The 23,357-nt window shown below is 60.9% G+C and carries 19 protein-coding genes; 10 read left to right on the forward strand and 9 right to left on the reverse strand.

Translation table 11 applies throughout. The features are described from left to right. Positions 1-163 precede the first annotated feature (163 nt). The gene (locus CAF74_RS23340) at positions 164-982 is read left to right on the forward strand and encodes a pyruvate, water dikinase regulatory protein (RefSeq protein WP_007951980.1); all 819 of its coding nucleotides are present in this window, start codon (positions 164-166) and stop codon (positions 980-982) included. Here CAF74_RS23340 and prpD read toward each other — a convergent pair. From prpD to CAF74_RS23370, 6 genes are all read right to left on the reverse strand, one after another. Further along, positions 975-2,459: a 2-methylcitrate dehydratase gene (gene prpD / locus CAF74_RS23345; protein ID WP_085747911.1), complete on the reverse strand. Its 1,485-nt coding sequence runs from the start codon at positions 2,457-2,459 to the stop codon at positions 975-977. The genes CAF74_RS23340 and prpD overlap by 8 nt on opposite strands. 310 nt (positions 2,460-2,769) lie before the next feature. Continuing rightward, a complete protein-coding gene (prpF, locus tag CAF74_RS23350; protein WP_085747912.1) occupies positions 2,770-3,972 on the reverse strand; it encodes a 2-methylaconitate cis-trans isomerase PrpF in 1,203 nt (400 codons plus the stop codon). Between the two features lie 54 nt (positions 3,973-4,026). Beyond that, positions 4,027-6,621: a Fe/S-dependent 2-methylisocitrate dehydratase AcnD gene (acnD, locus tag CAF74_RS23355; RefSeq protein WP_011333242.1), complete on the reverse strand. Its 2,595-nt coding sequence runs from the start codon at positions 6,619-6,621 to the stop codon at positions 4,027-4,029. A 61-nt stretch (positions 6,622-6,682) separates the two neighbouring features. Beyond that, entirely contained in the window at positions 6,683-7,810 is a 1,128-nt protein-coding gene (prpC, locus tag CAF74_RS23360; protein ID WP_085747913.1) for a 2-methylcitrate synthase, read from the reverse strand. A gap of 43 nt (positions 7,811-7,853) precedes the next feature. Next, on the reverse strand, positions 7,854-8,744 hold the full coding sequence (prpB, locus tag CAF74_RS23365) for a methylisocitrate lyase (protein ID WP_007951973.1): 891 nt from the start codon (positions 8,742-8,744) through the stop codon (positions 7,854-7,856). Beyond that, positions 8,741-9,463, reverse strand: coding sequence for a GntR family transcriptional regulator (locus CAF74_RS23370; RefSeq protein ID WP_173892848.1), 723 nt, complete (start codon positions 9,461-9,463; stop codon positions 8,741-8,743). Before CAF74_RS23370 ends, prpB begins: the two co-directional genes overlap by 4 nt. 300 nt (positions 9,464-9,763) lie before the next feature. On the opposite strand from CAF74_RS23370, the gene CAF74_RS23375 reads away from it, so the two are divergent. The 4 genes from CAF74_RS23375 (at position 9,764) to pabB (ending at position 14,425) form a co-directional block, all read left to right on the forward strand. Then, positions 9,764-10,300, forward strand: a complete 537-nt coding sequence (locus CAF74_RS23375) for an ATP-dependent zinc protease (RefSeq protein ID WP_011333239.1) — start codon at positions 9,764-9,766, stop codon at positions 10,298-10,300. 5 nt (positions 10,301-10,305) lie between these two features. Next, positions 10,306-11,841, forward strand: a complete 1,536-nt coding sequence (locus CAF74_RS23380; RefSeq protein WP_007951967.1) for an inactive transglutaminase family protein — start codon at positions 10,306-10,308, stop codon at positions 11,839-11,841. After that, positions 11,841-12,827, forward strand: coding sequence for an alpha-L-glutamate ligase-like protein (locus CAF74_RS23385; RefSeq protein ID WP_085747914.1), 987 nt, complete (start codon positions 11,841-11,843; stop codon positions 12,825-12,827). The genes CAF74_RS23380 and CAF74_RS23385 overlap by 1 nt, the downstream gene beginning before the upstream one ends. A 254-nt stretch (positions 12,828-13,081) precedes the next feature. Next, positions 13,082-14,425, forward strand: a complete 1,344-nt coding sequence (pabB, locus tag CAF74_RS23390) for an aminodeoxychorismate synthase component I (RefSeq protein WP_085747915.1) — start codon at positions 13,082-13,084, stop codon at positions 14,423-14,425. 41 nt (positions 14,426-14,466) lie between these two features. Here pabB and thrH read toward each other — a convergent pair whose 3' ends face one another. After that, a complete protein-coding gene (gene thrH / locus CAF74_RS23395; RefSeq protein ID WP_085747916.1) occupies positions 14,467-15,084 on the reverse strand; it encodes a bifunctional phosphoserine phosphatase/homoserine phosphotransferase ThrH in 618 nt (205 codons plus the stop codon). A 162-nt stretch (positions 15,085-15,246) separates the two neighbouring features. On the opposite strand from thrH, the gene CAF74_RS23400 reads away from it, so the two are divergent. From CAF74_RS23400 to CAF74_RS23410, 3 genes are all read left to right on the forward strand, one after another. Further along, on the forward strand, positions 15,247-15,981 hold the full coding sequence (locus CAF74_RS23400) for a phosphoadenylyl-sulfate reductase (protein WP_085747917.1): 735 nt from the start codon (positions 15,247-15,249) through the stop codon (positions 15,979-15,981). Positions 15,982-16,493: 512 nt separating this feature from the next. Beyond that, on the forward strand, positions 16,494-18,038 hold the full coding sequence (locus tag CAF74_RS23405; RefSeq protein WP_085747918.1) for an NCS1 family nucleobase:cation symporter-1: 1,545 nt from the start codon (positions 16,494-16,496) through the stop codon (positions 18,036-18,038). Between the two features lie 54 nt (positions 18,039-18,092). Then, entirely contained in the window at positions 18,093-18,821 is a 729-nt protein-coding gene (locus tag CAF74_RS23410) for an aspartate/glutamate racemase family protein (RefSeq protein ID WP_064378736.1), read from the forward strand. On the opposite strand, the gene CAF74_RS23415 is transcribed toward CAF74_RS23410, so the two are convergent. Then, complete coding sequence (locus CAF74_RS23415; protein WP_085747919.1) at positions 18,790-19,731, reverse strand: LysR family transcriptional regulator; 942 nt, start codon at positions 19,729-19,731, stop codon at positions 18,790-18,792. The genes CAF74_RS23410 and CAF74_RS23415 overlap by 32 nt on opposite strands. A gap of 125 nt (positions 19,732-19,856) precedes the next feature. On the opposite strand from CAF74_RS23415, the gene CAF74_RS23420 reads away from it, so the two are divergent. After that, the gene (locus CAF74_RS23420) at positions 19,857-20,603 is read left to right on the forward strand and encodes a 3-oxoacyl-ACP reductase family protein (RefSeq protein WP_085747920.1); all 747 of its coding nucleotides are present in this window, start codon (positions 19,857-19,859) and stop codon (positions 20,601-20,603) included. A 75-nt stretch (positions 20,604-20,678) separates the two neighbouring features. On the opposite strand, the gene CAF74_RS23425 is transcribed toward CAF74_RS23420, so the two are convergent. Continuing rightward, entirely contained in the window at positions 20,679-21,374 is a 696-nt protein-coding gene (locus CAF74_RS23425; protein ID WP_085747921.1) for an HAD-IA family hydrolase, read from the reverse strand. 249 nt (positions 21,375-21,623) lie between these two features. Between CAF74_RS23425 and CAF74_RS23430 the strand changes: the two genes are divergently transcribed. Next, positions 21,624-23,357, forward strand: a 1,734-nt coding sequence (locus CAF74_RS23430) for a DUF6531 domain-containing protein (protein WP_256578406.1), incomplete at its 3' end; no start/stop codon positions are given.

Consider the following 23,357-nt stretch of genomic DNA (forward strand, 5'->3'; position numbering starts at 1 on the left):
CACTAACTGTGTTGGAAAAGCTCAGAAACCGGCGGCTCGGGGGAGCGTTGGCCGGCTGTATGGCCTGGACCTGGAAAATAAGTGAGAATGCGGGCCAATGGCGGCCGGCAAATCGCGCCTATCATATCCAGAAATACTCATTAGCTTAAGGCCCAAGGTGCAAATGAAACGATCTGCTTTCTTTATCTCCGATGGCACCGGCATCACCGCCGAAACCCTGGGTCAAAGCCTTCTGGCGCAGTTCGAAAACATTACCTTCAGCAAATTCACGCGGCCGTACATCGACAGCGTTGAAAAAGCGCGGGCCATGGTACAACAAATCAACAAAGCCGCTGAAACCGACGGTTTCCGGCCGATCATCTTCGACACCATCGTCAATCAGGACATTCGTGAGATTCTCGCAACCTCCAATGGTTTCATGATCGACATCTTCTCGACGTTCCTCGCCCCGCTCGAGCAGGAACTGACCGAGCATTCTTCCTACACCGTCGGCAAGTCCCACTCCATCGGTCACAACTCCAATTACATGGAGCGGATCGAGGCCGTGAACTTCGCCCTCGACAACGACGATGGCGCCCGCACCCACTATTACGACAAGGCCGACCTGATACTAGTGGGCGTGTCGCGTTGTGGTAAGACGCCGACGTGCCTGTACATGGCGATGCAGTTCGGCATCCGCGCGGCCAACTACCCGCTGACCGAAGACGACATGGAACGCCTGCAACTGCCGGCCGCCCTGCGCGCCCACCAGCACAAGCTGTTCGGCCTGACCATCGACCCGGACCGCCTCACCGCGATCCGCAACGAACGCAAGCCCAACAGCCGTTATTCGAGCTACGCCCAGTGCGAGTTCGAGGTGCGCGAGGTGGAAAACCTGTTCCGCCGCGAGAACATCCCGAACATCAACTCCACGCATTTCTCGGTAGAAGAAATTTCCGCGAAGATCCTCGTGGAAAAAGGCGTGGAGCGGCGCTTCAAATAACCAATAAATCGACAAACCGGTTCACCGGCGTGGTTTCAAGCCGCGCCTGATCCTTGCACAGCACAAGAATCTCCCCGCTGCGCTGCCCGGTGAAACGGGTGGCCAGATTTGCCCTGAACTTGTCCTCCAGCAATGGAATGCCCTCGGCGCGACGCCGGCGATGGCCAATCGGGTATTCCACCACCACGTTCTCCGTGCTCGAACCGTCCTTGAAAAACACCTGCACCGCGTTGGCAATCGAGCGTTTGTCGGCCTCCAGGTATTCACGGGTGAAGCGCGGGTCCTCGACGATGACCATTTTCTCGCGCAGCACATCGATGACCGGATGGGCCTTGTGGAAATCGTCTTCGTACTGCTCGGCCACCAGATTGCCGAACGCCAGCGGCACGGCGGTCATGTACTGGAGGCAGTGATCGCGGTCGGCGGCATTGGCCAGCGGCCCGACCTTGGAAATGATGCGAATCGCCGATTCGTGGGTGGTGATGACGATCCGGTCGATCTCATGCAGACGATTACGCACCTGCGGGTGCAAGGTCACGGCGGCTTCGCAGGCGGTTTGCGCGTGGAATTCGGCGGGGAAGCTGATTTTGAACAGCACGTTCTCCATCACGTAGCTGCCGAACGGTCGGGAAAAACTGAAGGCGCGCTTGTCTTCGGGCTTGAGCGCCAGATCGTTGTTGGTGTGGCTGAACAAAACGTCGTAAAAGCCCCATTGTTTGGCACTCAAGACGCCGGGGATTCCCATTTCGCCGCGCATCGCGATATCCGCCAGCCGCACGCCCCGGCTCGATGCATCCCCCGCCGCCCAGGATTTGCGTGAACCGGCGTTCGGCGCATGGCGGTACGTGCGCAATGCCTGGCCGTCGGCGAACGCGTGGGACAACGCTGATAACAGCTGCTCACGGTTGGCGCCCATCAGTTTGGCGGTCACGGCAGTCGAGGCCACCTTCACCAGAATGACGTGGTCGAGACCTACGCGATTGAACGAGTTTTCCAGTGCGATCACGCCTTGAATCTCATGGGCCATGATCATCGCTTCGAGCACATCGCGCACGGTCAGCGGCGCTTCGCCGTTCGCCAGGCGCTTTTGCGACAGGTGATCGGCCACCGCGAGAATCCCGCCGAGGTTGTCCGACGGATGCCCCCATTCGGCGGCGAGCCAGGTGTCGTTGTAATCGAGCCAGCGCACGATGCAACCGATGTCCCACGCCGCTTTCACCGGATCGAGGCGATAGGAGGTGCCAGGGACTCGGGCGCCGAATGGGACGACGGTGCCTTCGACGATTGGGCCAAGGTGCTTGGTGCATTCGGGGAAACGCAGGGCCAGCAGGCCGCAGCCCAGCGTGTCCATCAGGCAGTTGCGGGCGGTGTCGAGGGCTTCGGCAGATTCGATTTTGCAGGTGAGGACGTAATCGGCGATGTCCTGCAGGACACGGTCGTAGTCGGGGCGGTTGTTCAGGTCGACGTTGGCGCTCATTGCGGTTCTCCTGGGTGGGGAATGATGAGTGGTGGGGTCTTCCTCAGGGGGCCGGTTGGTTTTTTTGTTTAGAGCAGATCGTGGGTGTCTGCTTTGGGGTGTTTCTTCAGTTGGATTGTTGCCCTCACCCTAGCCCTCTCCCGGAGGGAGAGGGGACCGAATGGGGGATATTCAAGCGTTACGCCGACCTGAACGTCTTTCTGTGAATCCATAATCGCCAAGATGCTTCAGGTCGCAGGACATCTAATTACAACTCGGCCAGCCCCCTCTCCCTCCGGGAGAGGGGGCTGGGGTGAGGGAGCTCTTGATCTTAAAAAGAGTCGCCAGGAACGCGCACGTAACCTTCCATCAGGACGCGTGCACTGCGGCTCATGATCGCTTTCTTCACAACCCATTCGCCATTTTCAAGGCTGGCCTCAGCCCCCACACGCAACGTCCCGGACGGATGCCCGAACCGCACGGCATTGCGTTCAACGCCGCCGGCCGCCAGGTTTACCAAGGTGCCGGAGATCGCTGCGGCGGTGCCGATCGCCACCGCCGCCGTCCCCATCATCGCGTGGTGCAGCTTGCCCATCGACAACGCCCGCACCAGCAAATCCACATCCCCAGCGCCAATGGCTTTGCCACTGGATGCCACGTAATCCGCAGGTTTGGCAACGAACGCCACTTTCGGCGTGTGCTGACGCTTGGCCGCTTCATCCAGACTGGAAATCAGCCCCATGCGCAAAGCACCGTAGGCACGAATGGTCTCAAACATCTGTAACGCTTTCGGATCGCTGTTGATCGCGCTTTGCAATTCAGTACCGGTGTAACCGATGTCTTCGGCGTTGACGAAGATCGTCGGGATACCCGCGTTGATCATGGTCGCCTTGAACGTGCCGATGCCCGGCACCTCCAGCTCATCGATCAGGTTGCCGGTAGGGAACATCGAGCCACCGCCCCCCTCTTCTTCCGCCGCCGGGTCCATGAATTCGACCTGAACTTCGGCGGCCGGAAAGGTCACGCCGTCGAGTTCGAAATCGCCGGTTTCCTGGACTTCGCCATTGGTGATCGGCACGTGGGCAATGATCGTTTTACCGATGTTGGCCTGCCACACGCGAACCACCGCCACACCGTTGTGCGGAATGCGGCTGGCGTCCACCAGACCGTTGCTGATGGCGAACGAACCGACTGCCGCCGACAGGTTGCCGCAGTTGCCGCTCCAGTCCACGAACGGCTTGTCGATCGACACCTGACCGAACAGGTAATCGACGTCGTGATCGGCCTTGATGCTTTTCGACAGGATCACGGTTTTGCTGGTGCTCGAGGTGGCGCCGCCCATGCCGTCGATCTGCTTGTCGTACGGATCGGGGCTGCCGATGACCCGCAGCAACAGCGCATCACGGGCCGGGCCGGGAATCTGCGCCGCTTCGGGCAGATCCTTGAGGCTGAAAAACACGCCTTTGCTGGTGCCGCCACGCATGTAGGTAGCGGGGATTTTGATCTGCGGTGCGAAATTAGCTGCGTGAGCCATGGTGCTCCTTAACGAAGGCATGGGACTTGAAGTCCCATGCCCACATCAGTTGATTTAAACGGCAACCGCCGACTCTTCGAGGAAGTCCTGAGCGAAGCGCTGCAACACGCCGCCGGCCTCGTAGATCGACACTTCTTCGGCGGTGTCGAGGCGGCAGGTCACCGGCACATCGACGCGTTCACCGTTCTTGCGATGGATTACCAGCGTCAGGTCGGCGCGCGGCGTGCGCTCACCGATCACGTCATAGGTTTCGCTGCCGTCGATGCCCAGGGTCTTGCGGTCGGTGCCCGGTTTGAATTCCAGCGGCAACACGCCCATGCCCACCAGGTTGGTGCGGTGGATACGTTCGAAACCTTCAGCGGCGATCGCTTCCACACCCGCCAGCCGCACGCCTTTGGCTGCCCAGTCGCGGGATGAACCCTGACCGTAGTCGGCACCGGCGATAATGATCAGCGGCTGCTTGCGCTCCATGTAGGTCTCGATGGCTTCCCACATGCGCATCACTTGGCCTTCCGGCTCGACACGGGCCAGCGAACCCTGCTTGACCTTGCCGTTTTCCACGACCATTTCGTTGAACAGTTTCGGGTTGGCAAACGTTGCGCGCTGCGCGGTCAAGTGGTCGCCCCGGTGAGTCGCGTAGGAGTTGAAGTCCTCTTCCGGCAGGCCCATTTTCGCCAGGTATTCGCCGGCGGCGCTGTCGAGCATGATCGCGTTCGACGGCGACAGGTGATCAGTGGTGATGTTGTCCGGCAGCACCGCCAGCGGGCGCATGCCCTTGAGCGGTCGCGCCCCGGCCAGCGCGCCTTCCCAGTACGGCGGACGGCGGATGTAGGTGCTCATCTCGCGCCAGTCGTACAGCGGCGTGACTTTCGGGCCGGTGTCTTCATGGATGGCGAACATCGGGATGTAGACCTGACGGAACTGCTCAGGCTTGACCGAGGATTTCACCACCGCGTCGATTTCTTCGTCGCTCGGCCAGATGTCTTTCAGGCGGATTTCCTTGCCGTCGACCACGCCCAGCACATCTTTTTCGATGTCGAAACGGATGGTGCCAGCAATCGCGTAGGCCACCACCAGCGGCGGCGAAGCGAGGAACGCCTGCTTAGCGTAGGGGTGAATCCGGCCGTCGAAGTTGCGGTTGCCGGACAGCACAGCGGTGGCGTACAGGTCGCGGTCGATGATCTCTTGCTGGATCACCGGATCCAGCGCGCCGGACATGCCGTTGCAGGTGGTGCAGGCAAACGCGACGACGCCGAAACCGAGCTGCTCCAGCTCCGTGGTCAGCCCCGCTTCATCGAGGTACAGCGCCACGGTTTTCGAACCCGGCGCCAGCGACGACTTGACCCACGGCTTGCGGGTCAGCCCGAGCTTGTTGGCGTTGCGCGCCAGCAGGCCGGCGGCGATCACGTTGCGCGGGTTGCTGGTGTTGGTGCAACTGGTGATGGCGGCGATGATCACCGCGCCGTCAGGCATTTGCCCCGGCACGTCTTCCCACTGACCGGCGATGCCTTTGGCCGCCAGATCCGACACCGCCACACGGGCGTGCGGGTTGCTCGGGCCGGCCATGTTGCGCACCACCGAAGACAGATCGAAGGTCAGGCCGCGCTCGTATTGCGCGCCTTTCAGGCTGTCGGCCCAGAGACCGATCTGCTTGGCGTATTGCTCGACCAGCTGAACTTGCTGGTCTTCGCGACCGGTGAGTTTCAGGTAATCGATAGTCTGCTGGTCGATGTAGAACATCGCCGCCGTGGCGCCGTATTCCGGGGCCATGTTGGAGATGGTCGCGCGGTCGCCGAGGGTCAGTGCCGAAGCACCTTCGCCGAAGAACTCCAGCCACGCGCCGACCACTTTCTGTTTGCGCAGGTATTCGGTCAGCGCCAGCACCATGTCGGTGGCGGTGATGCCCGGTTGCAGCTTGCCGGTCAGTTCGACGCCGACGCTTTCCGGCAGGCGCATCCACGACGCGCGGCCGAGCATCACGCTTTCGGCTTCCAGACCACCGACACCGATGGCGATCACGCCCAGCGCATCGACGTGCGGGGTGTGGCTGTCGGTGCCGACGCAGGTATCCGGGAATGCCACGCCGTCGCGCACCTGAATCACCGGAGACATTTTCTCCAGGTTGATCTGGTGCATGATGCCGTTGCCCGGCGGGATCACGTCGACGTTCTTGAACGCCTTCTTGGTCCAGTTGATGAAGTGGAAGCGGTCTTCGTTGCGACGGTCTTCGATGGCGCGGTTCTTCTCGAACGCCTGGGCGTCAAAACCGCCCGCTTCAACCGCCAGCGAGTGGTCGACGATCAGTTGGGTCGGCACCACCGGGTTGACCTGCGCCGGGTCGCCGCCCTGCTGGGCAATCGCGTCGCGCAGGCCGGCCAGATCCACCAGCGCGGTCTGGCCGAGAATGTCGTGGCACACCACGCGAGCCGGGAACCACGGGAAGTCGAGGTCGCGTTTGCGCTCGATCAGTTGTTTCAGGGAATCGGTGAGCGTGGCCGGGTCGCAGCGACGCACGAGGTTTTCCGCCAGCACGCGAGAGGTGTACGGCAGGGTGTCGTAGCTGCCGGGCTGGATCCCATCGACAGCCGCGCGGACGTCGAAAAAGTCCAGCGGCGTGCCGGGCAGGTTCTTGCGAAATTCTGTGTTCATCGGTCAGGACTCGGTCACGGTAGTTTCAAAGAGGGGGCGCCTGTGCCGGCGCCCTCCCCGGTCAGCGCTGGTCGATTGGCACGAACTTGCGCTGTTCGACGCCGGTGTACTCGGCGCTTGGACGGATGATGCGGTTGCTGGCGCGCTGTTCGAACACGTGCGCTGCCCAGCCGGTCAGGCGCGAGCAGACGAAGATCGGGGTGAACAGCTTGGTCGGGATGCCCATGAAGTGGTACGCCGAGGCATGGTAGAAGTCGGCGTTGGGGAACAGTTTCTTTTGCTCCCACATGGTCTTGTCGATGGCTTCAGAAACCGCGAACAACACCTTGTCGCCCACTTCGTCGGCGAGTTTTTTCGACCAGCCCTTGATCACCTCGTTGCGCGGATCGCTGTCCTTATAGATCGCGTGGCCGAAGCCCATGATCTTGTCCTTGCGCTCGAGCATGCCGAGGGTGCCTTTGATCGCCTCTTCCGGCGACGAGAAGCGCTCGATCATTTCCATCGCCGCTTCGTTGGCGCCACCGTGCAGTGGGCCGCGCAACGAGCCGATGGCCGCCGTGACGCAGGAATACAGATCTGACAGGGTCGAAGCACACACCCGAGCGGTAAAGGTCGAGGCGTTGAATTCGTGCTCGGCGTAGAGGATCAGCGACACGTTCATCACTTTGACGTGCAGTTCGCTCGGCTTCTTGTCGTGCAGCAGGTGCAGGAAGTGGCCGCCGATGGACTGCTCGTCCGTTACGCAATTAATGCGTTTGCCGTCGTGGCTGAAGCGATACCAGTAGCACATGATCGCCGGGAACGCGGCCAGCAGGCGGTCGGTCTTGTCGCGTTGCTCGGAGAAATCTTTCTCCGGCTCGATGTTGCCCAGGAACGAGCAACCGGTGCGCATCACGTCCATCGGGTGGGCGTCGGCGGGGATGCGTTCCAGCACTTCTTTCAGTGCTTGTGGCAGGTCGCGCAGCTTGCTCAGCTTGCCTTGATAGTCGGCGAGCTGTGCCTTGGTCGGCAGTTCTCCGTAGAGCAGCAAGTACGCCACTTCTTCAAATTGTGCGTCTGCCGCCAGTTCGCGCACGTCGTAGCCGCGATAGGTCAGCCCGGCACCGGCCTGGCCTACGGTGGACAGTGCGGTTTGCCCGGCGACCTGGCCCCGGAGCCCGGCGCCACTGAGTACTTTTGCTTCGGCCATTGTTGTCTCCAATCTTGAATTTATTAGGGAGTACGGTTGCGGCTTACTTCTTCGCCGCAAACAACGCGTCGAGCTTCTGCTCGAAGGTGTGGTAATCGATGCGATCGTAGAGCTCCATGCGAGTCTGCATGGTGTCGATGACATTCTGCTGAGTGCCGTCGCGGCGGATCGCGGTGTAGACGTTTTCCGCGGCCTTGTTCATCGCGCGGAACGCCGACAGCGGGTACAGCACCAGCGACACATCGGCGCCGGCCAGTTGCTCGGTGGTGTACAGCGGCGTCGAGCCGAATTCGGTGATGTTGGCCAGGATCGGCGCTTTCACACGGCTGGCGAACAACTTGTACATCTCAAGCTCAGTGATGGCTTCCGGAAAGATCATGTCGGCGCCGGCCTCGATGCACGCAGCGGCGCGATCCAGTGCCGATTCCAGACCTTCAACGGCCAGGGCGTCGGTGCGGGCCATGATCACAAAACTGTCGTCGGTGCGGGCATCGACGGCAGCCTTGATGCGATCGACCATTTCCTGCTGGGTCACGATTTCTTTATTAGGGCGGTGACCGCAGCGTTTGGCGCCGACCTGGTCTTCGATGTGAATCGCTGCTGCGCCGAACTTGATCATCGACTTGACGGTGCGGGCCACGTTGAACGCCGAGGCGCCGAAACCGGTGTCGACGTCCACCAGCAGCGGCAGGTCGCAGACGTCGGTGATGCGGCGCACGTCGGTCAGCACGTCATCCAGGCCGGTGATGCCCAGGTCCGGCACGCCGAGGGAGCCGGCAGCCACCCCGCCACCCGACAGGTAGATCGCCTTGAAACCGGCGCGCTTGGCCAGCAGCGCGTGGTTGGCGTTGATCGCCCCGACCACTTGCAGCGGATGTTCGCTGGCGACCGCATCGCGGAAACGCTGGCCTGGAGTGCTCTTGTTGGAACTCATGACTCACCTCGTTCAGTGGCTGTCTTATTGTCGGCGCCGTCCTGGTAGTGACGGGCGATGTTGCGTTTCGAGGCGCCGATGTGACGGCGCATCAACAATTCCGCGAGCTCGCCGTCACGGTCGGCGATGGCATCGAGAATCCGGTGGTGTTCGGCAAAGGCCTGGCGCGGGCGGTTGGGCGTGGTGGAAAACTGGATGCGGTACATGCGCACCAGTTGATAGAGCTCGCCGCAGAGCATTTGCGTGAGGGTGCGGTTGCCGCTGCCCTGGATGATCCGGTAGTGAAAGTCGAAATCGCCTTCCTGCTGGTAGTAGCCGACACCGGCCTGGAAGGCTGCATCGCGTTCATGGGTTTCCAGCACCCGGCGCAGTTCGTCGATTTCTTCGACGCTCATGCGTTCGGCCGCCAGACGGCAGGCCATGCCTTCGAGGGATTCACGGATTTCGTAGAGTTCGAGCAATTCGGCGTGGCTCAGCGACACCACCCGCGCCCCGACGTGCGGTACGCGCACCAGCAGGCGCTGGCCTTCCAGCCGGTGGATCGCCTCGCGCAGCGGCCCGCGGCTGATGCCGTAGGTGCGCGCCAGTTCCGGCTCGGAGATCTTGCTGCCCGGGGCGATCTCGCCTTTGACGATGGCCGCCTGGATGCGTCGGAAGACGTTTTCCGAGAGCGTCTCGGAATCGTCGCCGTTGATCACCGGGGGATCGAGTTGATCCAGCATATTGTCGACACCTTCAAATCCAATGCGGCAAAAACTAGCGAACCAGCCCGCATCAGTCAAAGGATAAATACAGATTGTCGACAATCGTCTAATAAGCCTTCATATCAGCCCCAAGGGTTATAGACCGGTCCCGCCGCTGGCGCCATAAAACCACCGTGCTAGAATGCCGCCCGCATTTGCGAGTCATTTGCACGGCTTGTCATAAAAAGCTGATAGGCACACGAAGGCGCATGGGCAGACAGGATTTCCTGATGCCATGGCCCTGAACCGAGAACGGAACGCTGCTCGCCAGGATTTATGAGACTCAAGCCCTTCCCCACATTCTTTGCACTGTTTTGCCTGCCCGGCCTCGCCGCGGCGGGGGAAAAGACCGTGTACGGCCTCAACGAATACGCTGCCCTCGACGGGATCAACCTGGAAGTGGCGGCGAAACTCGACACCGGGGCGAAAACCGCCTCCCTGAGCGCCCGCGACATCAAACGTTTCAAACGCAACGGCGAGTCCTGGGTACGTTTCTACCTGGCCATCGACGCCGCGCATTCGCACCCGATCGAACGGCCGCTGGCCCGGGTCAGCAAGATCAAGCGCCGCGCCGGCGACTACGACCCTGAAGAAGGCAAGAAGTACACCGCGCGCCCGGTGATCGAGCTGGACATCTGCATGGGTTCGGCAATGCGCAGCATCGAAGTGAACCTGACCGACCGTAGTGCGTTCCAATACCCGCTTTTGATCGGCTCCGAGGCGCTGAAACGCTTCGATGCGCTGGTCGATCCCAGTCTTAAATACGCTGCCGGCAAACCCGCCTGCGCCATCGCCGCTCATACCGCCGAGTAATTTCCATGCGTTCTCTAACCTTCCACCTGAAAGTCCTGATCACCATCCTGGTGTTGCTGGGCGTTTCGGTTACGGCCTATCAGATTTTCGTGCTCGGCATTCCAGTGACCGAAGACGCCACCGACGACTTGTGGAACATCGACGCCAAGGTCGAGTTCGTTGCTAGCACCAAGGATCCGGTCAAGATCCAGATGTTCGTGCCGCCCCTGAGCCGCGATTACGTCAGCCTCAATGAAAGCTTCATCTCCAACAATTACGGTGTGGCGGTCAACCGTGTCGACGGCAACCGCAAGGTCACCTGGTCGGCACGCCGGGCCAAGGGCAACCAGACCCTTTATTACCGCCTGGTGCTGACCAAGCGTTACACCGCCGAGAAAACCAAGATCAAAGGCCCGACCTTCCGCGACAGCATGGCCATCGAAGGCCCGGAAAAGATCGCCGCCGAAGCCCTGCTCGCCCCGATCCGCCAGCACTCGGCCGACGTCGAGACCTTCATTGGCGAAGCGATCAAACGCGTCAACAACGTCAACGACGACAACGTGAAACTGCTGCTGGCCGGCGATCCGTCGACGCCGCACAAAGCCAAAATCGTCGAGCTGCTGCTGTCCATCGCCCACGTGCCGGTGGAGAAAGTCCACACCATCCGCCTCGTCGCCGATCAGCCGCAAACTCCGGAACTGTGGCTGCGCAGCTTCAACGGCACCGACTGGCTGTATTTCAACCCGGAAACCGGTGAACAAGGCCTGCCGACCGACCGCCTGCTGTGGTGGAGCGGTGATGAAAACCTGATCACTGTCGACGGCGGCAAGAAGGCCAACGTGACCTTCAGCCTGAACAACAGCGAGATGAACGCGATTCGTCTGGCCAAGCTGACCGACGAAAACACCGACGCCAACTTCCTCGAATACTCGCTGTACGGCCTGCCGCTGCAAACCCAGCAGACGTTCATGATCATGGTGATGATCCCGATCGGCGTGCTGGTGATCCTGATCCTGCGCAACCTGATCGGCCTGCAGACCCTCGGCACGTTCACACCGGTGCTGATCGCCCTGGCCTTCCGCGAGACACAACTGGGCTTCGGCATCCTGCTGTTTACCGTGATCACCGCGCTTGGGCTGTCGCTGCGTTCGTACCTGGAACACTTGAAGTTGCAAATGCTGCCGCGTCTGTCGGTGGTGCTGACCTTTGTGGTGGTGCTGATTGCGGCGATCAGTCTGTTCAGTCACAAGCTCGGTCTGGAGCGCGGCCTGTCGGTGGCGCTGTTCCCGATGGTGATTCTGACCATGACCATCGAACGCCTGTCGATCACCTGGGAAGAGCGCGGCGCCAGCCATGCCATGAAAGTGGCGATCGGCACGCTGTTCGCAGCGTCCCTGGCGCACCTGATCATGACCGTTCCTGAGCTGGTGTACTTCGTGTTCACCTTCCCGGCGATCCTGCTGATCCTGGTGGGCTTCATGCTGGCCATGGGTCGTTATCGCGGTTATCGCCTGACTGAACTCGTACGTTTCAAGGCTTTCCTGAAGAAGGCTGACGCCTGATGTTCGGTTTCTGGAAGACCTGGAAGGCCCTGGAAGCCCGGGGCATCATGGGCATCAATCGGCGTAACGCCGACTACGTGCTCAAGTACAACAAGCGCAGCCTGTACCCGATCGTCGATGACAAGATCATCACCAAGGAACGCGCGATCAAGGCCGGCATTCACGTGCCGGAACTGTATGGCGTGATTTCCACGGAGAAGGAAATCGACAAGCTCGGCGAGATCATCGGCGGGCGCAACGACTTCGTGATCAAGCCGGCCCAGGGCGCCGGCGGTGACGGCATCATCGTCATCGCCGACCGTTTCGAGGGCCGCTATCGCACGGTGTCGGGCAAGATCATTGCCCACGAAGAGCTGGAGCATCACATCTCCAGCATCCTCACCGGTCTGTATTCGCTGGGCGGCCACCGTGATCGGGCGCTGATCGAATACCGGGTGACCCCGGACCAGATCTTCAAGAGCATCAGCTACGAAGGCGTGCCGGACATCCGCATCATAGTGCTGATGGGTTACCCGGTGATGGCGATGTTGCGTCTGCCGACCCGTCAGTCCGGGGGCAAGGCCAACCTGCACCAGGGCGCCATCGGCGTCGGTGTCGACCTGGCCACCGGCCTGACCCTGCGCGGCACCTGGCTGAACAACATCATCACCAAACACCCGGACACCACCAATGCGGTAGACGGCGTGCAACTGCCCTACTGGGACGGTTTCATGAAGCTCGCGGCCGGTTGTTATGAGCTGTGTGGTTTGGGCTATATCGGCGTAGACATGGTGCTGGACCAGGAGAAAGGCCCGCTGATTCTGGAGCTGAATGCGCGGCCGGGGCTGAATATCCAGATTGCCAATGATTGCGGGCTGACGTTGCGCACCCATGCGGTGGAAGCGCATCTGGAAGAGCTGAAGGCGCGCGGCGTGACGGAGTCGGTTGAAGAGCGGGTGGCGTTTGCTCAGGAATTGTTTGGGCATATTCCGGCGGTCGAGGGCTGAAGCTCAGAAGCAAAAGCACCCTCACCCCAGCCCTCTCCCGGAGGGAGAGGGAGCCGACGGTGTTGAACATTCGAGTTACATCGACCTGAATGACCGAGTCGAACTCAGGCTTTGAAAAGCATGAAGATCTGCTCCCTTTCCCCTCGCCCCCTTGGGGGAGAGGGCTGGGGTGAGGGGGTAGGCTTTTGACTTTGATCTGGCATCGGAGAGGACTACAATCCCCACCCCGCCTCGATGGCCGATCTGCCCCGCCCATGTTGATCTGTTCCGTACACCCGCTGCCCTACCGCGCCAACCCCGCCGACTATTTCGCGGCCGTCCGCCATGCGCCTGGCGCCGTGCTGCTCGACAGTGGCCGGCCGAGTGCCGACCGTGGCCGTTATGACCTGCTCAGTGCCTGGCCGCTGGAACAACTGGCGGTATTGCCGGACGAGCGCGGCGACGATTTCCTGCAACGTCTGCGGGATAATCTGACCCGGTTGGGCGAAGCGCAATTGCCCGATGGGTACGAATTGCCTTTCGCCGGTGGCCTGATCGGTTACCTGAGCTACGACTTCGGCCGGCATCTGGAAAACCTGCCGAGTCAGGCCCGGGATGATCTGCAATTGCCCGATGCGCGATTTGGTCTGTACAACTGGGCCTTGATCAGCGATCACCAATCGGCCACCAGCCAACTGGTGTTTCACCCGTCGGTCAGCGCCAGCGAAAAACAACGGCTGATCGATGTATTCAGCCAACCGGTGGGCACGGAACTGATCCCGTTCAAGCTGAACAGCACGATGGCGGCTGATCTCTCAGCCGACGAGTACCGTCAAGCGTTCGAACGCATCCAGCATTACATCCAGGCTGGCGACTGCTATCAGGTCAACTTCGCCCAGCGCTTCCGCGCGCCGTGCCAGGGCGATCCATGGCTGGCCTACTGCAAACTGCGTGAGGCCTGCCCGACGCCGTTTTCCGGTTTCCAGAGCCTGCCCGACGGCAACGCGGTACTGAGCCTGTCGCCCGAGCGCTTCGTCAAAGTCAGCCAGCGCCAGGTGGAAACCCGCCCGATCAAGGGCACCCGCCCCCGTGGCGCGACCCAGGCCGAAGACGCGGCCAACGCCGCCGAACTGCTGGCCAGCCCCAAGGATCGCGCGGAAAACCTGATGATCGTCGACCTGCTGCGCAACGACCTGGGCCGCACCTGCCGCATCGGCTCGGTGCGGGTGCCGGAGTTGTTCAGCCTGGAAAGTTATCCGAACGTGCATCACCTGGTCAGCAGCGTGACCGGTGAGCTGGCGGAAGATCGCGACGCCCTGGACCTGATCGCCGGCAGCTTCCCCGGCGGCTCGATCACCGGCGCACCGAAGATTCGTGCGATGCAGATCATCGACGAACTCGAACCGACCCGACGTGGGTTGTATTGCGGTTCGTTGCTGTATCTGGATGTGCGTGGCGAGATGGACAGCTCCATCGCCATTCGCAGTCTGCTGGTGAAGGATGGGCAGGTGTGCTGCTGGGGCGGTGGCGGGATTGTGGCCGATTCGGATTGGGAGGCGGAGTATCAGGAGTCGATTACCAAGGTCAGAGTCCTGCTCGAAACCCTGCAGAACCTCTGACGTTTGTGGCGAGGGAACTTGCGCCCTCGCCACAAAGCGACTTACAGGCTCAATTCGCGGTTCGAAGCCTTGAGAAACTCCTGCTTCAACTCGGCAAACGTATGCACCGCCGGAAACTGCGGAAACTCGCGAATCACGTTATCCGGCGCATGGAACAGAATCCCCGCATCCGCTTCGCCCAGCATGCTGGTGTCGTTGTAGGAATCCCCCGCCGCAATCACCCGGTAATACAAGCCCTTGAAAGCCAGAACCGACTGACGTTTCGGATCTTTCTGACGCAACTGGTAACTGGTCACCCGCCCGGTGTCATCCGTAATCAGTCGGTGGCAGAGCAAAGTCGGAAAGCCCAGCTGACGCATCAGCGGCTGGGAAAACTCGTAGAACGTATCCGAAAGAATCACCACCTGAAACCGCTCGCGCAGCCAGTTGACGAACTCCACCGCCCCGTCCAGCGGCTTGAGGGTGGCGATCACTTCCTGGATGTCCGAAAGCTTCAGGCCATGCTCGTCGAGGATGCGCAGACGCTGCTTCATCAGCACGTCGTAGTCGGGAATGTCCCGGGTGGTGGCCTTGAGCGATTCGATTCCGGTTTTTTCGGCGAAGGCGATCCAGATTTCCGGTACCAGCACCCCTTCAAGATCAAGACAGGCAATTTCCACAGGACACTCCATTTGTAATGTTTATTGAGTCGAGCGAGCCCGAACTCTAGCGGCTCGACCTGCACCGCGCAACGCAGAGGCTGCCCCGGCGCGCGTTGCTTTTTGTTACCATCGCCGCCATATAGAGCGCCCAGCGCCACCGACCTGTAGGAAGCCGCCCTGATGAGCCCAACGTTCGACGTCGTGGAAGTCGCCACGACCTATGCCAACAAATCCGCGCAGGACATTCTCAAACTCGCGTTCGCCGAGTTCGGCGATGACCTGTGGATATCTTTCAGCGGCGCCGAGGATGTGGTGCTGGTGGACATGGCCTGGAAGCTGAACAAGAACGTCAAGGTGTTCAGTCTCGACACCGGCCGCCTGCATCCGGAAACCTACCGCTTCATCGATCAGGTGCGCGAGCACTACAAGATCGACATCGAACTGGTCTCGCCGGACTACACGAAACTTGAACCGTTCGTGAAGGAAAAAGGCCTGTTCAGCTTCTACAAGGACGGCCATGGCGAATGCTGCGGCATCCGCAAGATCGAGCCGTTGCGTCGTAAACTGTCCGGCGTCAAAGCCTGGGCCACCGGCCAGCGCCGCGACCAGAGCCCCGGCACCCGCAGCGCCGTGGCGGTGATGGAAATCGATACAGCGTTCTCCACCCCGGAGCGCACCCTGTACAAGTTCAACCCGCTGGCGCAGATGACCAGCGAGGAAATCTGGGGCTACATCCGCATGCTGGAGCTGCCGTACAACAGCCTGCATGAGCGCGGTTTCATCAGCATCGGCTGCGAACCCTGCACCCGCCCTGTCCTGCCGAACCAGCACGAACGCGAAGGCCGCTGGTGGTGGGAAGAAGCGACCCAGAAAGAATGCGGGTTGCATGCCGGGAATATCATCAGCAAGGCGTAAATTCCCAGCCCCGATGATGCGACTTTGGGAGCAAATCAGCTCCCACAGTGTTCTCTACCCGCTTTGAAAAATGTGTACACACAAATGTCACCATCGGTGCCATTTATGTGTGCACTTTTCGTTTCTGCGCCCTGAAAAGTTACATCAAGCTCCAAAAACACTCCCTCCCGCCGCCCGCCGAAATCCATCCCGAAAAATAAATACCTGTTCGAACGGTCAAATTATATCGCCCGTATTTCAACGACTTGGCGCTCCTCAATAACTTTTCGCAATCTGCGATGATTTTCATAGATCGCCGGCTGGCACAGATCTGGCTTTAGTGCATACATGTTTTGTATACAAAACCGCAAAACATGAACCCACACTTTCGATCCGCAAGCCTGAAGCGCCCTATCCCGTACAGGCTGCAGATGCCCCGTAACCAGTGATGTTTTCACCGCCGCGACGAAGATCTGCCGAGCCCGAGTGCTCATGCACAGTCATCGTGGCCCGAACATCAGGAGCCTGCCGGAATGCGTACGAGTCTCTCCAATAACAACATCGCGCTGAATCTGCCCGCCTCTTCACCCCTCGACCACAGCGTGGCCGGTGACGGCATCGCCGAACCGCTGCAACTGAGCCCGCGTCTGCACAACAGTGACCTCGCGCCGACCAAGGTCGAAGGACGGCGTTGGGGCAAATACAGCATCTTTGCCCTGTGGACCAACGATGTGCACAACATCGCCAACTACTCGTTTGCCATCGGTCTGTACGCCCTGGGCCTGGGTGGCTGGCAGATTCTGCTGTCGCTGGGGATCGGCGCGGCGCTGGTGTACTTCTTCATGAACCTGTCCGGCTACATGGGGCAGAAAACCGGGGTGCCGTTTCCGGTGATCAGCCGGATCAGTTTCGGCATTCACGGGGCACAGATTCCTGCATTGATCCGGGCGGTGATCGCCATCGCCTGGTTCGGGATTCAGACGTATCTGGCGTCGGTGGTGTTTCGCGTGTTGCTCACGGCGATCCATCCCGGTTTCGCCGACTACGACCACAACTCGATCCTCGGCCTGTCGAGCCTGGGCTGGGTGTGTTTCGTGGCGATCTGGTTTGTGCAGTTGGGGATTCTGGCGTATGGCATGGAAATGGTCCGCCGCTACGAAGCCTTTGCCGGGCCGGTGATTCTGCTGACCGTCGCCTGCCTCGCCGCGTGGATGTACACCCAGGCCAACGCGACCATCGCCTGGTCGATCCGCGAACCACTGACCGGCGGCGAGATGTGGCGCAACATCTTTGCCGGCGGCGCTTTGTGGCTGGCGATCTACGGGACGCTGATCCTCAACTTCTGCGACTTCGCCCGCTCTTCGCCGTGCCGCAAGACGATCAAGATCGGAAATTTCTGGGGCCTGCCGGTCAATATTCTGGTGTTCGCCGGGATCACCGTCCTGCTGTGCGGCGCGCAATTTCAGATCAACGGCCGGATCATCGAAAGCCCGACCGAGATCATTGCGTCGATTCCCAACACGTTCTTTCTGGTACTCGGATGCCTGGCGTTCCTGATCGTCACCGTGGCGGTGAACATCATGGCCAACTTCGTCGCCCCGGCCTTCGTGCTCAGCAATCTGGCGCCGAAATACCTGACCTTCCGCCGCGCCGGGCTGATCAGCGCGACGATTGCGGTGCTGATCCTGCCGTGGAATCTCTACAACAGCCCGCTGGTGATCGTGTATTTCCTGTCCGGCCTCGGCGCCCTGCTCGGCCCGTTGTACGGCGTGATCATGGTCGATTACTGGCTGATCCGCAAAGGCCGGATCCACGTACCGCAGCTGTACAGCGAAAACCCGAACGGCGCGTATTACTACAGCCGCGGGATCAACCTGCGGGCTGTGGCGGCGTTCATTCCAGCCGCGCTGATCGCCATCGTCCTGGCTCTGGTGCCGGGCTTCCACCTCGTTTCGCCCTTCTCCTGGCTGATCGGCGCCGGCATTGCCGGGATGCTTTACCTGATCATCGCCAAACGCCAGCCGCACTACGCCGACGTCGACGGTGAAGCCATCGCCGTCGACAACGTCAGCCACTGAATCTTTTGGCGGCCCTTCGCGGGGCCGCAGAACCAACCGTAATAAGGACTTCCCATGCGAATTCTCGTGGTCAACGTCAACACCACCGAATCCATCACCCAGGCCATCGCCCGTTCGGCGCAGGCTGTCGCTTCCCCCGGCACCGAGATTGTCGGCCTGACGCCGTACTTCGGCGCCGATTCAGTCGAAGGCAATTTCGAAAGTTACCTGGCCGCCATCGCCGTGATGGACCGGGTGATGTCCTACGACCAGCCGTTCGACGCGGTGATCCAGGCCGGCTACGGCGAACACGGTCGCGAAGGCTTGCAGGAATTACTCAACGTGCCGGTTGTGGACATCACCGATGCGGCGGCCAGCACCGCGATGTTCCTCGGCCACGCTTATTCGGTGGTCACCACCCTTGATCGCACCGTGCCGCTGATCGAGGATCGGCTGAAACTCTCCGGCTTGTGGGATCGCTGCGCCTCGGTGCGCGCCAGTGGTCTTGCGGTTCTGGAGCTGGAGCACGAACCGCAACGGGCGCTGGAAGCGATCGTGCATCAGGCGGAACTGGCGGTGACTCAGGATAAAGCCGAAGTGATCTGCCTCGGTTGCGGCGGCATGGCCGGGCTCGACGAGAAGATTCGCCAGCGCACCGGCGTGCCGGTGGTGGATGGCGTCACAGCGGCCGTGACCATCGCCGAATCGCTGGTGCGACTGGGCCTGTCGACGTCCAAGGTGCGAACCTATGCGACGCCACGGCCGAAAACCATCATCGGCTGGCCAGCACGTTTTGCGCGTTGAAACGTTCGGCGAGGCCCAAGGTAGAAAACTGCTCGATGACAAAATCGACGAACGCCCGGGTCTTGCCCGGCAGCAATTTGTGTTCGGCGTAATAGATGGAGATGTTGCCGTCGTCGACGTACCAGTCGGGCAAGACTCGCTGCAAAGTCCTTGCCTCTAGGTAGCCGACCGCAAACGGCATGCTCACCAACGCAATCCCCAACCCCTGCGCCGCCGTGGCGCAGGCGGCTTCTGAATCGCTCATGGTCATTCGTGCCTTGAGGGTTAGCGGGCTGTGTTGCCGGGTGCGATGCGTCAACTGCCACGAGCGCACGCGACCGGTCTGCGGTGAGCGGATCAGGATGCCGTCGTGCAGCTTGAGGTCGTCCGGCTCGCTGATCGGCGCGTATCGATCCAGATAATCCTTGGAAGCCACCAACACCCGATGCGCCGGTGTGAGCCTGCGCGCCACCACGCCTTGGGGCAGTTCGAAGCCACCGCCAATCGCCGCATCGAAACGCTGGCCGATCAGATCGACCTGGCGGTTATCGAAATGCCAGTCCGGGTTGATCGCCGGAAATCTTTTCAGAAACTCCCCCAGCAACGGCACGATGTACAAGCGGCCGAACACCGTGCCCATGCTGACTTTCAGCGTACCGGCCGGTTGACCACCAGCGCTGGCCAGATTGTTCACTGCATTCTGGATGGTGGTGAGACTGCCGCTGACCTCACTCAGAAACAGTTGCCCCGCTTCCGTCAGGGTCAATCTTCGGGTGCTACGCTGGAACAGCCTCACGCCGAGGCGCGCTTCCAGTTTCGCCACACTCTTACCCACGGCGGCCGGTGTCAGGCTAAGGCGTCGCGCGGCCTCGGCAAAGCTGCCGACTTCGGCGCTGCGCACGAAGCATTCGATACTGCTGAAGGTTTCCATGACCGCCACTATAAACTTTTGGTTTACACAGACTATAGCAACCACGGTCTACCCGCCTATTGGCGAGGGGCAGATACTCGACACCACACCAAGGCAGCCTGCCTTGAAACTTCTGGAGATCGAACATGACCACTCAAAACCTCAGCGGTAAAGTCGCTCTGATTCAAGGCGGCTCTCGCGGCATCGGTGCCGCCATCGTCAAACGCCTGGCCGCTGAAGGCGCCGCGGTTGCCTTTACCTACGTCAGCTCCGCCGCCAAGGCTGAAGAATTGCAAAACAGCATCACCGCTACCGGCGGCAAAGCCCTGGCGATCAAGGCCGACAGCGCCGACGCCGGTGCCATTCGCCACGCGGTAAGCGCCACTGTCGAAACCTTTGGCCGCCTCGACATCCTGGTCAACAACGCCGGTGTACTGGCCGTCGCCCCGCTGGAAGACTTCAAACTGGAAGACTTCGACCAGACCCTGGCAATCAACGTGCGCAGCGTGTTCATCGCCAGCCAGGAAGCCGCCAAACACATGGGCGAAGGCTCGCGCATCATCAACATCGGCAGCACCAACGCCGACCGCATGCCCTTCGCCGGTGGCGGCGTGTATGCGATGAGTAAATCCGCACTGGTGGGCCTGACCAAAGGCCTGGCCCGCGACCTCGGCCCACGCGGCATCACCATCAACAACGTGCAGCCTGGCCCGGTCGACACCGACATGAACCCGGCCCACGGCGAGTTCGCCGACAGCCTGATCCCGCTGATGGCGGTGGGTCGCTACGGCAAGGCAGAGGAAATCGCCAGCTTCGTCGCCTATCTCGCAGGCCCGGAGGCCGGCTATATCACCGGTGCCAGCCTGACCATCGACGGTGGTTTCGGCGCCTGATTGATCAGATAGTCGATAACGAAAAACGCCGCCCCTCCTTTGACAGAGGGGCGGCGTTTTTTGTCTGCGGTTTGATCAGGCCCAGTTGAGCGCTGGCAATCCGCACGCACTCGGCGTGAACGCCTTCAACGTACGAAGAATTCCGTCGGCGTGTGCGTATTTTTCATCGGCCATGGCGGCATCGGGAATGGCGATGGCGGTCATGCCGGCTGCTTTCGCTGCCGTCACGCCGAATGGCGAATCTTCGAACACCAGGCAATCTTCCGGCGCTACACCCAGGCGGCGCGCGGCGGTGAGGAAGATGTCCGGCGCCGGTTTGGCCGCGCCGACTTCCGGGTCGTCAGCGGTGACGATGAAGTCGAACAACGCGAACCAGTCGCGGTGCAAGGTGGTTTTCTGACCGAAAGACTGGCGCGACGAACTGGTGCCGACGGCAATCGGAATGTTGTGCGCCTTGAGGTGGCGGATCAGTTCCTCGGCGCCCGGCATCGCTTGCGCGGTGGGAAAACGCTCGCGCATCAGCGGCTCGCGGATCACCAGAAACTCTTCGGCGGTGATCGGCAGGTCCAGCGCCTCGACCACATAACGGGCCAGATCGCCGGCGCCACGCCCGATGATGTTCTGCTTGATGCTCCAGTCGAAAGTGCGCCCGTACCGCTCGGCAATCAGCGAGGTAACCTCGGTGTAGATGCCCTCGGTGTCCAGCAGCAAACCGTCCATATCGAAAATCACGGCCTTGATCGGGCCGAACGCCTTCAGCGGTGCATTCATCATCGGATCCGTTATCAAAGACATCCCGGGCGGCGTGGATAGCGCCGCTGCTCGGATCTGATTAAAGGGTTCAGCAGCATAACGAGCCCGGCCAAGGTTGAGCAACGGGCAATGTCGGTTGTCCGCCGAACGCCCTCTCGCACATTTAGAGAATCGCCCTACAGACATCGCCTACTCGGCTGACTTCTTTCCTGTTTGATCCCCCGCAAAGTTTCGCGCCATTCCCCTGATGCGCGCGAGTGACTGCGAATGCTTCCATCTGACCAACTCCTGAAACTGAACAACAGCATTGGTTTGCTGGTGGTCGCTGCGCTGAACCCTGATCAGCCCGACGTCGAAAAGCTGTTTCAGGAGTTTCGCCTTTGCCTCAACAACTATGACGCCTGGGCCGAGCAGTTCTGGACGGGCACCGCGCTGGGTGTCGAGCAAGTGTTCCAGGTCGGCAACGATGTCCGGCTCAGTGCACCGGTTGCCAGCCGCAAACCCATCAGTTCCTCCGTGGCCATGTGTTCCGCCAGCGGCTCCCTGACGCTGGTGCACATGTTCGAAGCCGCGCGGTTTGTGCCGATCGGCGATACGCCGGTGACCCTTGAACCGGTCATTTCCGATGTCGACGGTGTTCTGGGTTTCGGCGATCCACTGCATTACACCATCGGCCCCAGTGGCATTCTCAAGGTCGACGACTGCGACCGGGGCCAGCGTTATCGCATCACCTTCTTTCCCGATGTTTCCACTGCGCATATCCGGACGTTATACGCCTCGTATCAAGGCCTCATCGATGGTCTGGAAGGCTGGTTACGTGAGGAATGGAAAGGGTTTCAACCGCAGTGGACGGCGTTTTCCAGCGCCGGTTTCACCGAGCGTTACGGGCAGTTGCAACAGGCTGACTGGCACGGTTTTGAATCCGCCCTGAATGGCGTCTGGGACGACGTGAAGCAGCTGTTTGCCCTGCTTGCAGACTTGCAGGCCAACAGCGAAAAGCTTCTGCAGTACCTGTCCAGCGCTGAACTGGATGCCTTGCTTGCGGCGTCCTCCGAGGCCATCGCCAATGGCCTGCTGATGCTCGGCGATGAGCCGTTGCTGTTCATTTATCTGGCGGCCTTTACCAGTTGGCTAAAGATGCTGCCGCCGCAGTATCTGGCCGAGGTGGTGGCCGAAGTTCGCGCCGAGCTGCTGGTCAGTTTTCTGTTGATGTGTGTGTCGGGTGGCATGGGCGTACCGCTGCGGCTGAGCACCAAGGTACTGGGCAAAATCAAGTCGCCGCGTGCGCGGGAATGGCTGGCGGCGTCGGCGTTGCGGCTGGCGGAACTGACCTCGGCGCCTGACCTGACCCGACATGCGAGCGCTTTGAAACCGTTGATGGTCAATGCGCGGCAGGCGCCGTTGCGGCCGACACCGGCTGTCCCGCTGGAGGTTCGCACGGCGGATGCGCTGGTGCTGAAGGTGCCCAATCCGGCGGCCATTGCCCGCGACAAGTCCCATGGCATGACGCGAATGGAGCGGCATGAGCCTCGCGATGATGCTTCGGATCAGGCGAAAAATCCCAACGGTGACAGTGCCGATTGTGCGCCGCGGACCTGCACCAATGGCTGTCCGGTGTCGATGGTCACCGGCGAAGAGTTGTTGACCCTCACCGATGGTGTGCTCGATGGGCTGTTGCCGTTCGAGTTCAGCCGCTTGTACCGCAGCAGCGCGGCCGAGATTGATGTCGGGTTGGGGTTTGGTTGGAGCCATTCGCTGGCGCATCGGCTGGAGGTTGATGGCGCTTCGGTGGTCTGGGTGGATCACGAGAACCGGCGTACGCGGTTTCCGCTGCCGAGTGTCGAGCGGCCGGCGATCCACAACAGCTTGTCGCGGGCGGCGATCTTTCTCGGGGATGAGCCGGAGGAGCTGATTGTTGCGCTGGCGGGGGACTCGGCGCGGTTTTATCACTTTCGGGCTGGGCGTCTGACTGCTGTCAGCGATGCCTACGGTAACCGGTTG

Source organism: Pseudomonas sp. R45(2017) (assembly GCF_002112305.1).
Taxonomy (GTDB): Bacteria; Pseudomonadota; Gammaproteobacteria; order Pseudomonadales; family Pseudomonadaceae; genus Aquipseudomonas; species Aquipseudomonas paraglycinae.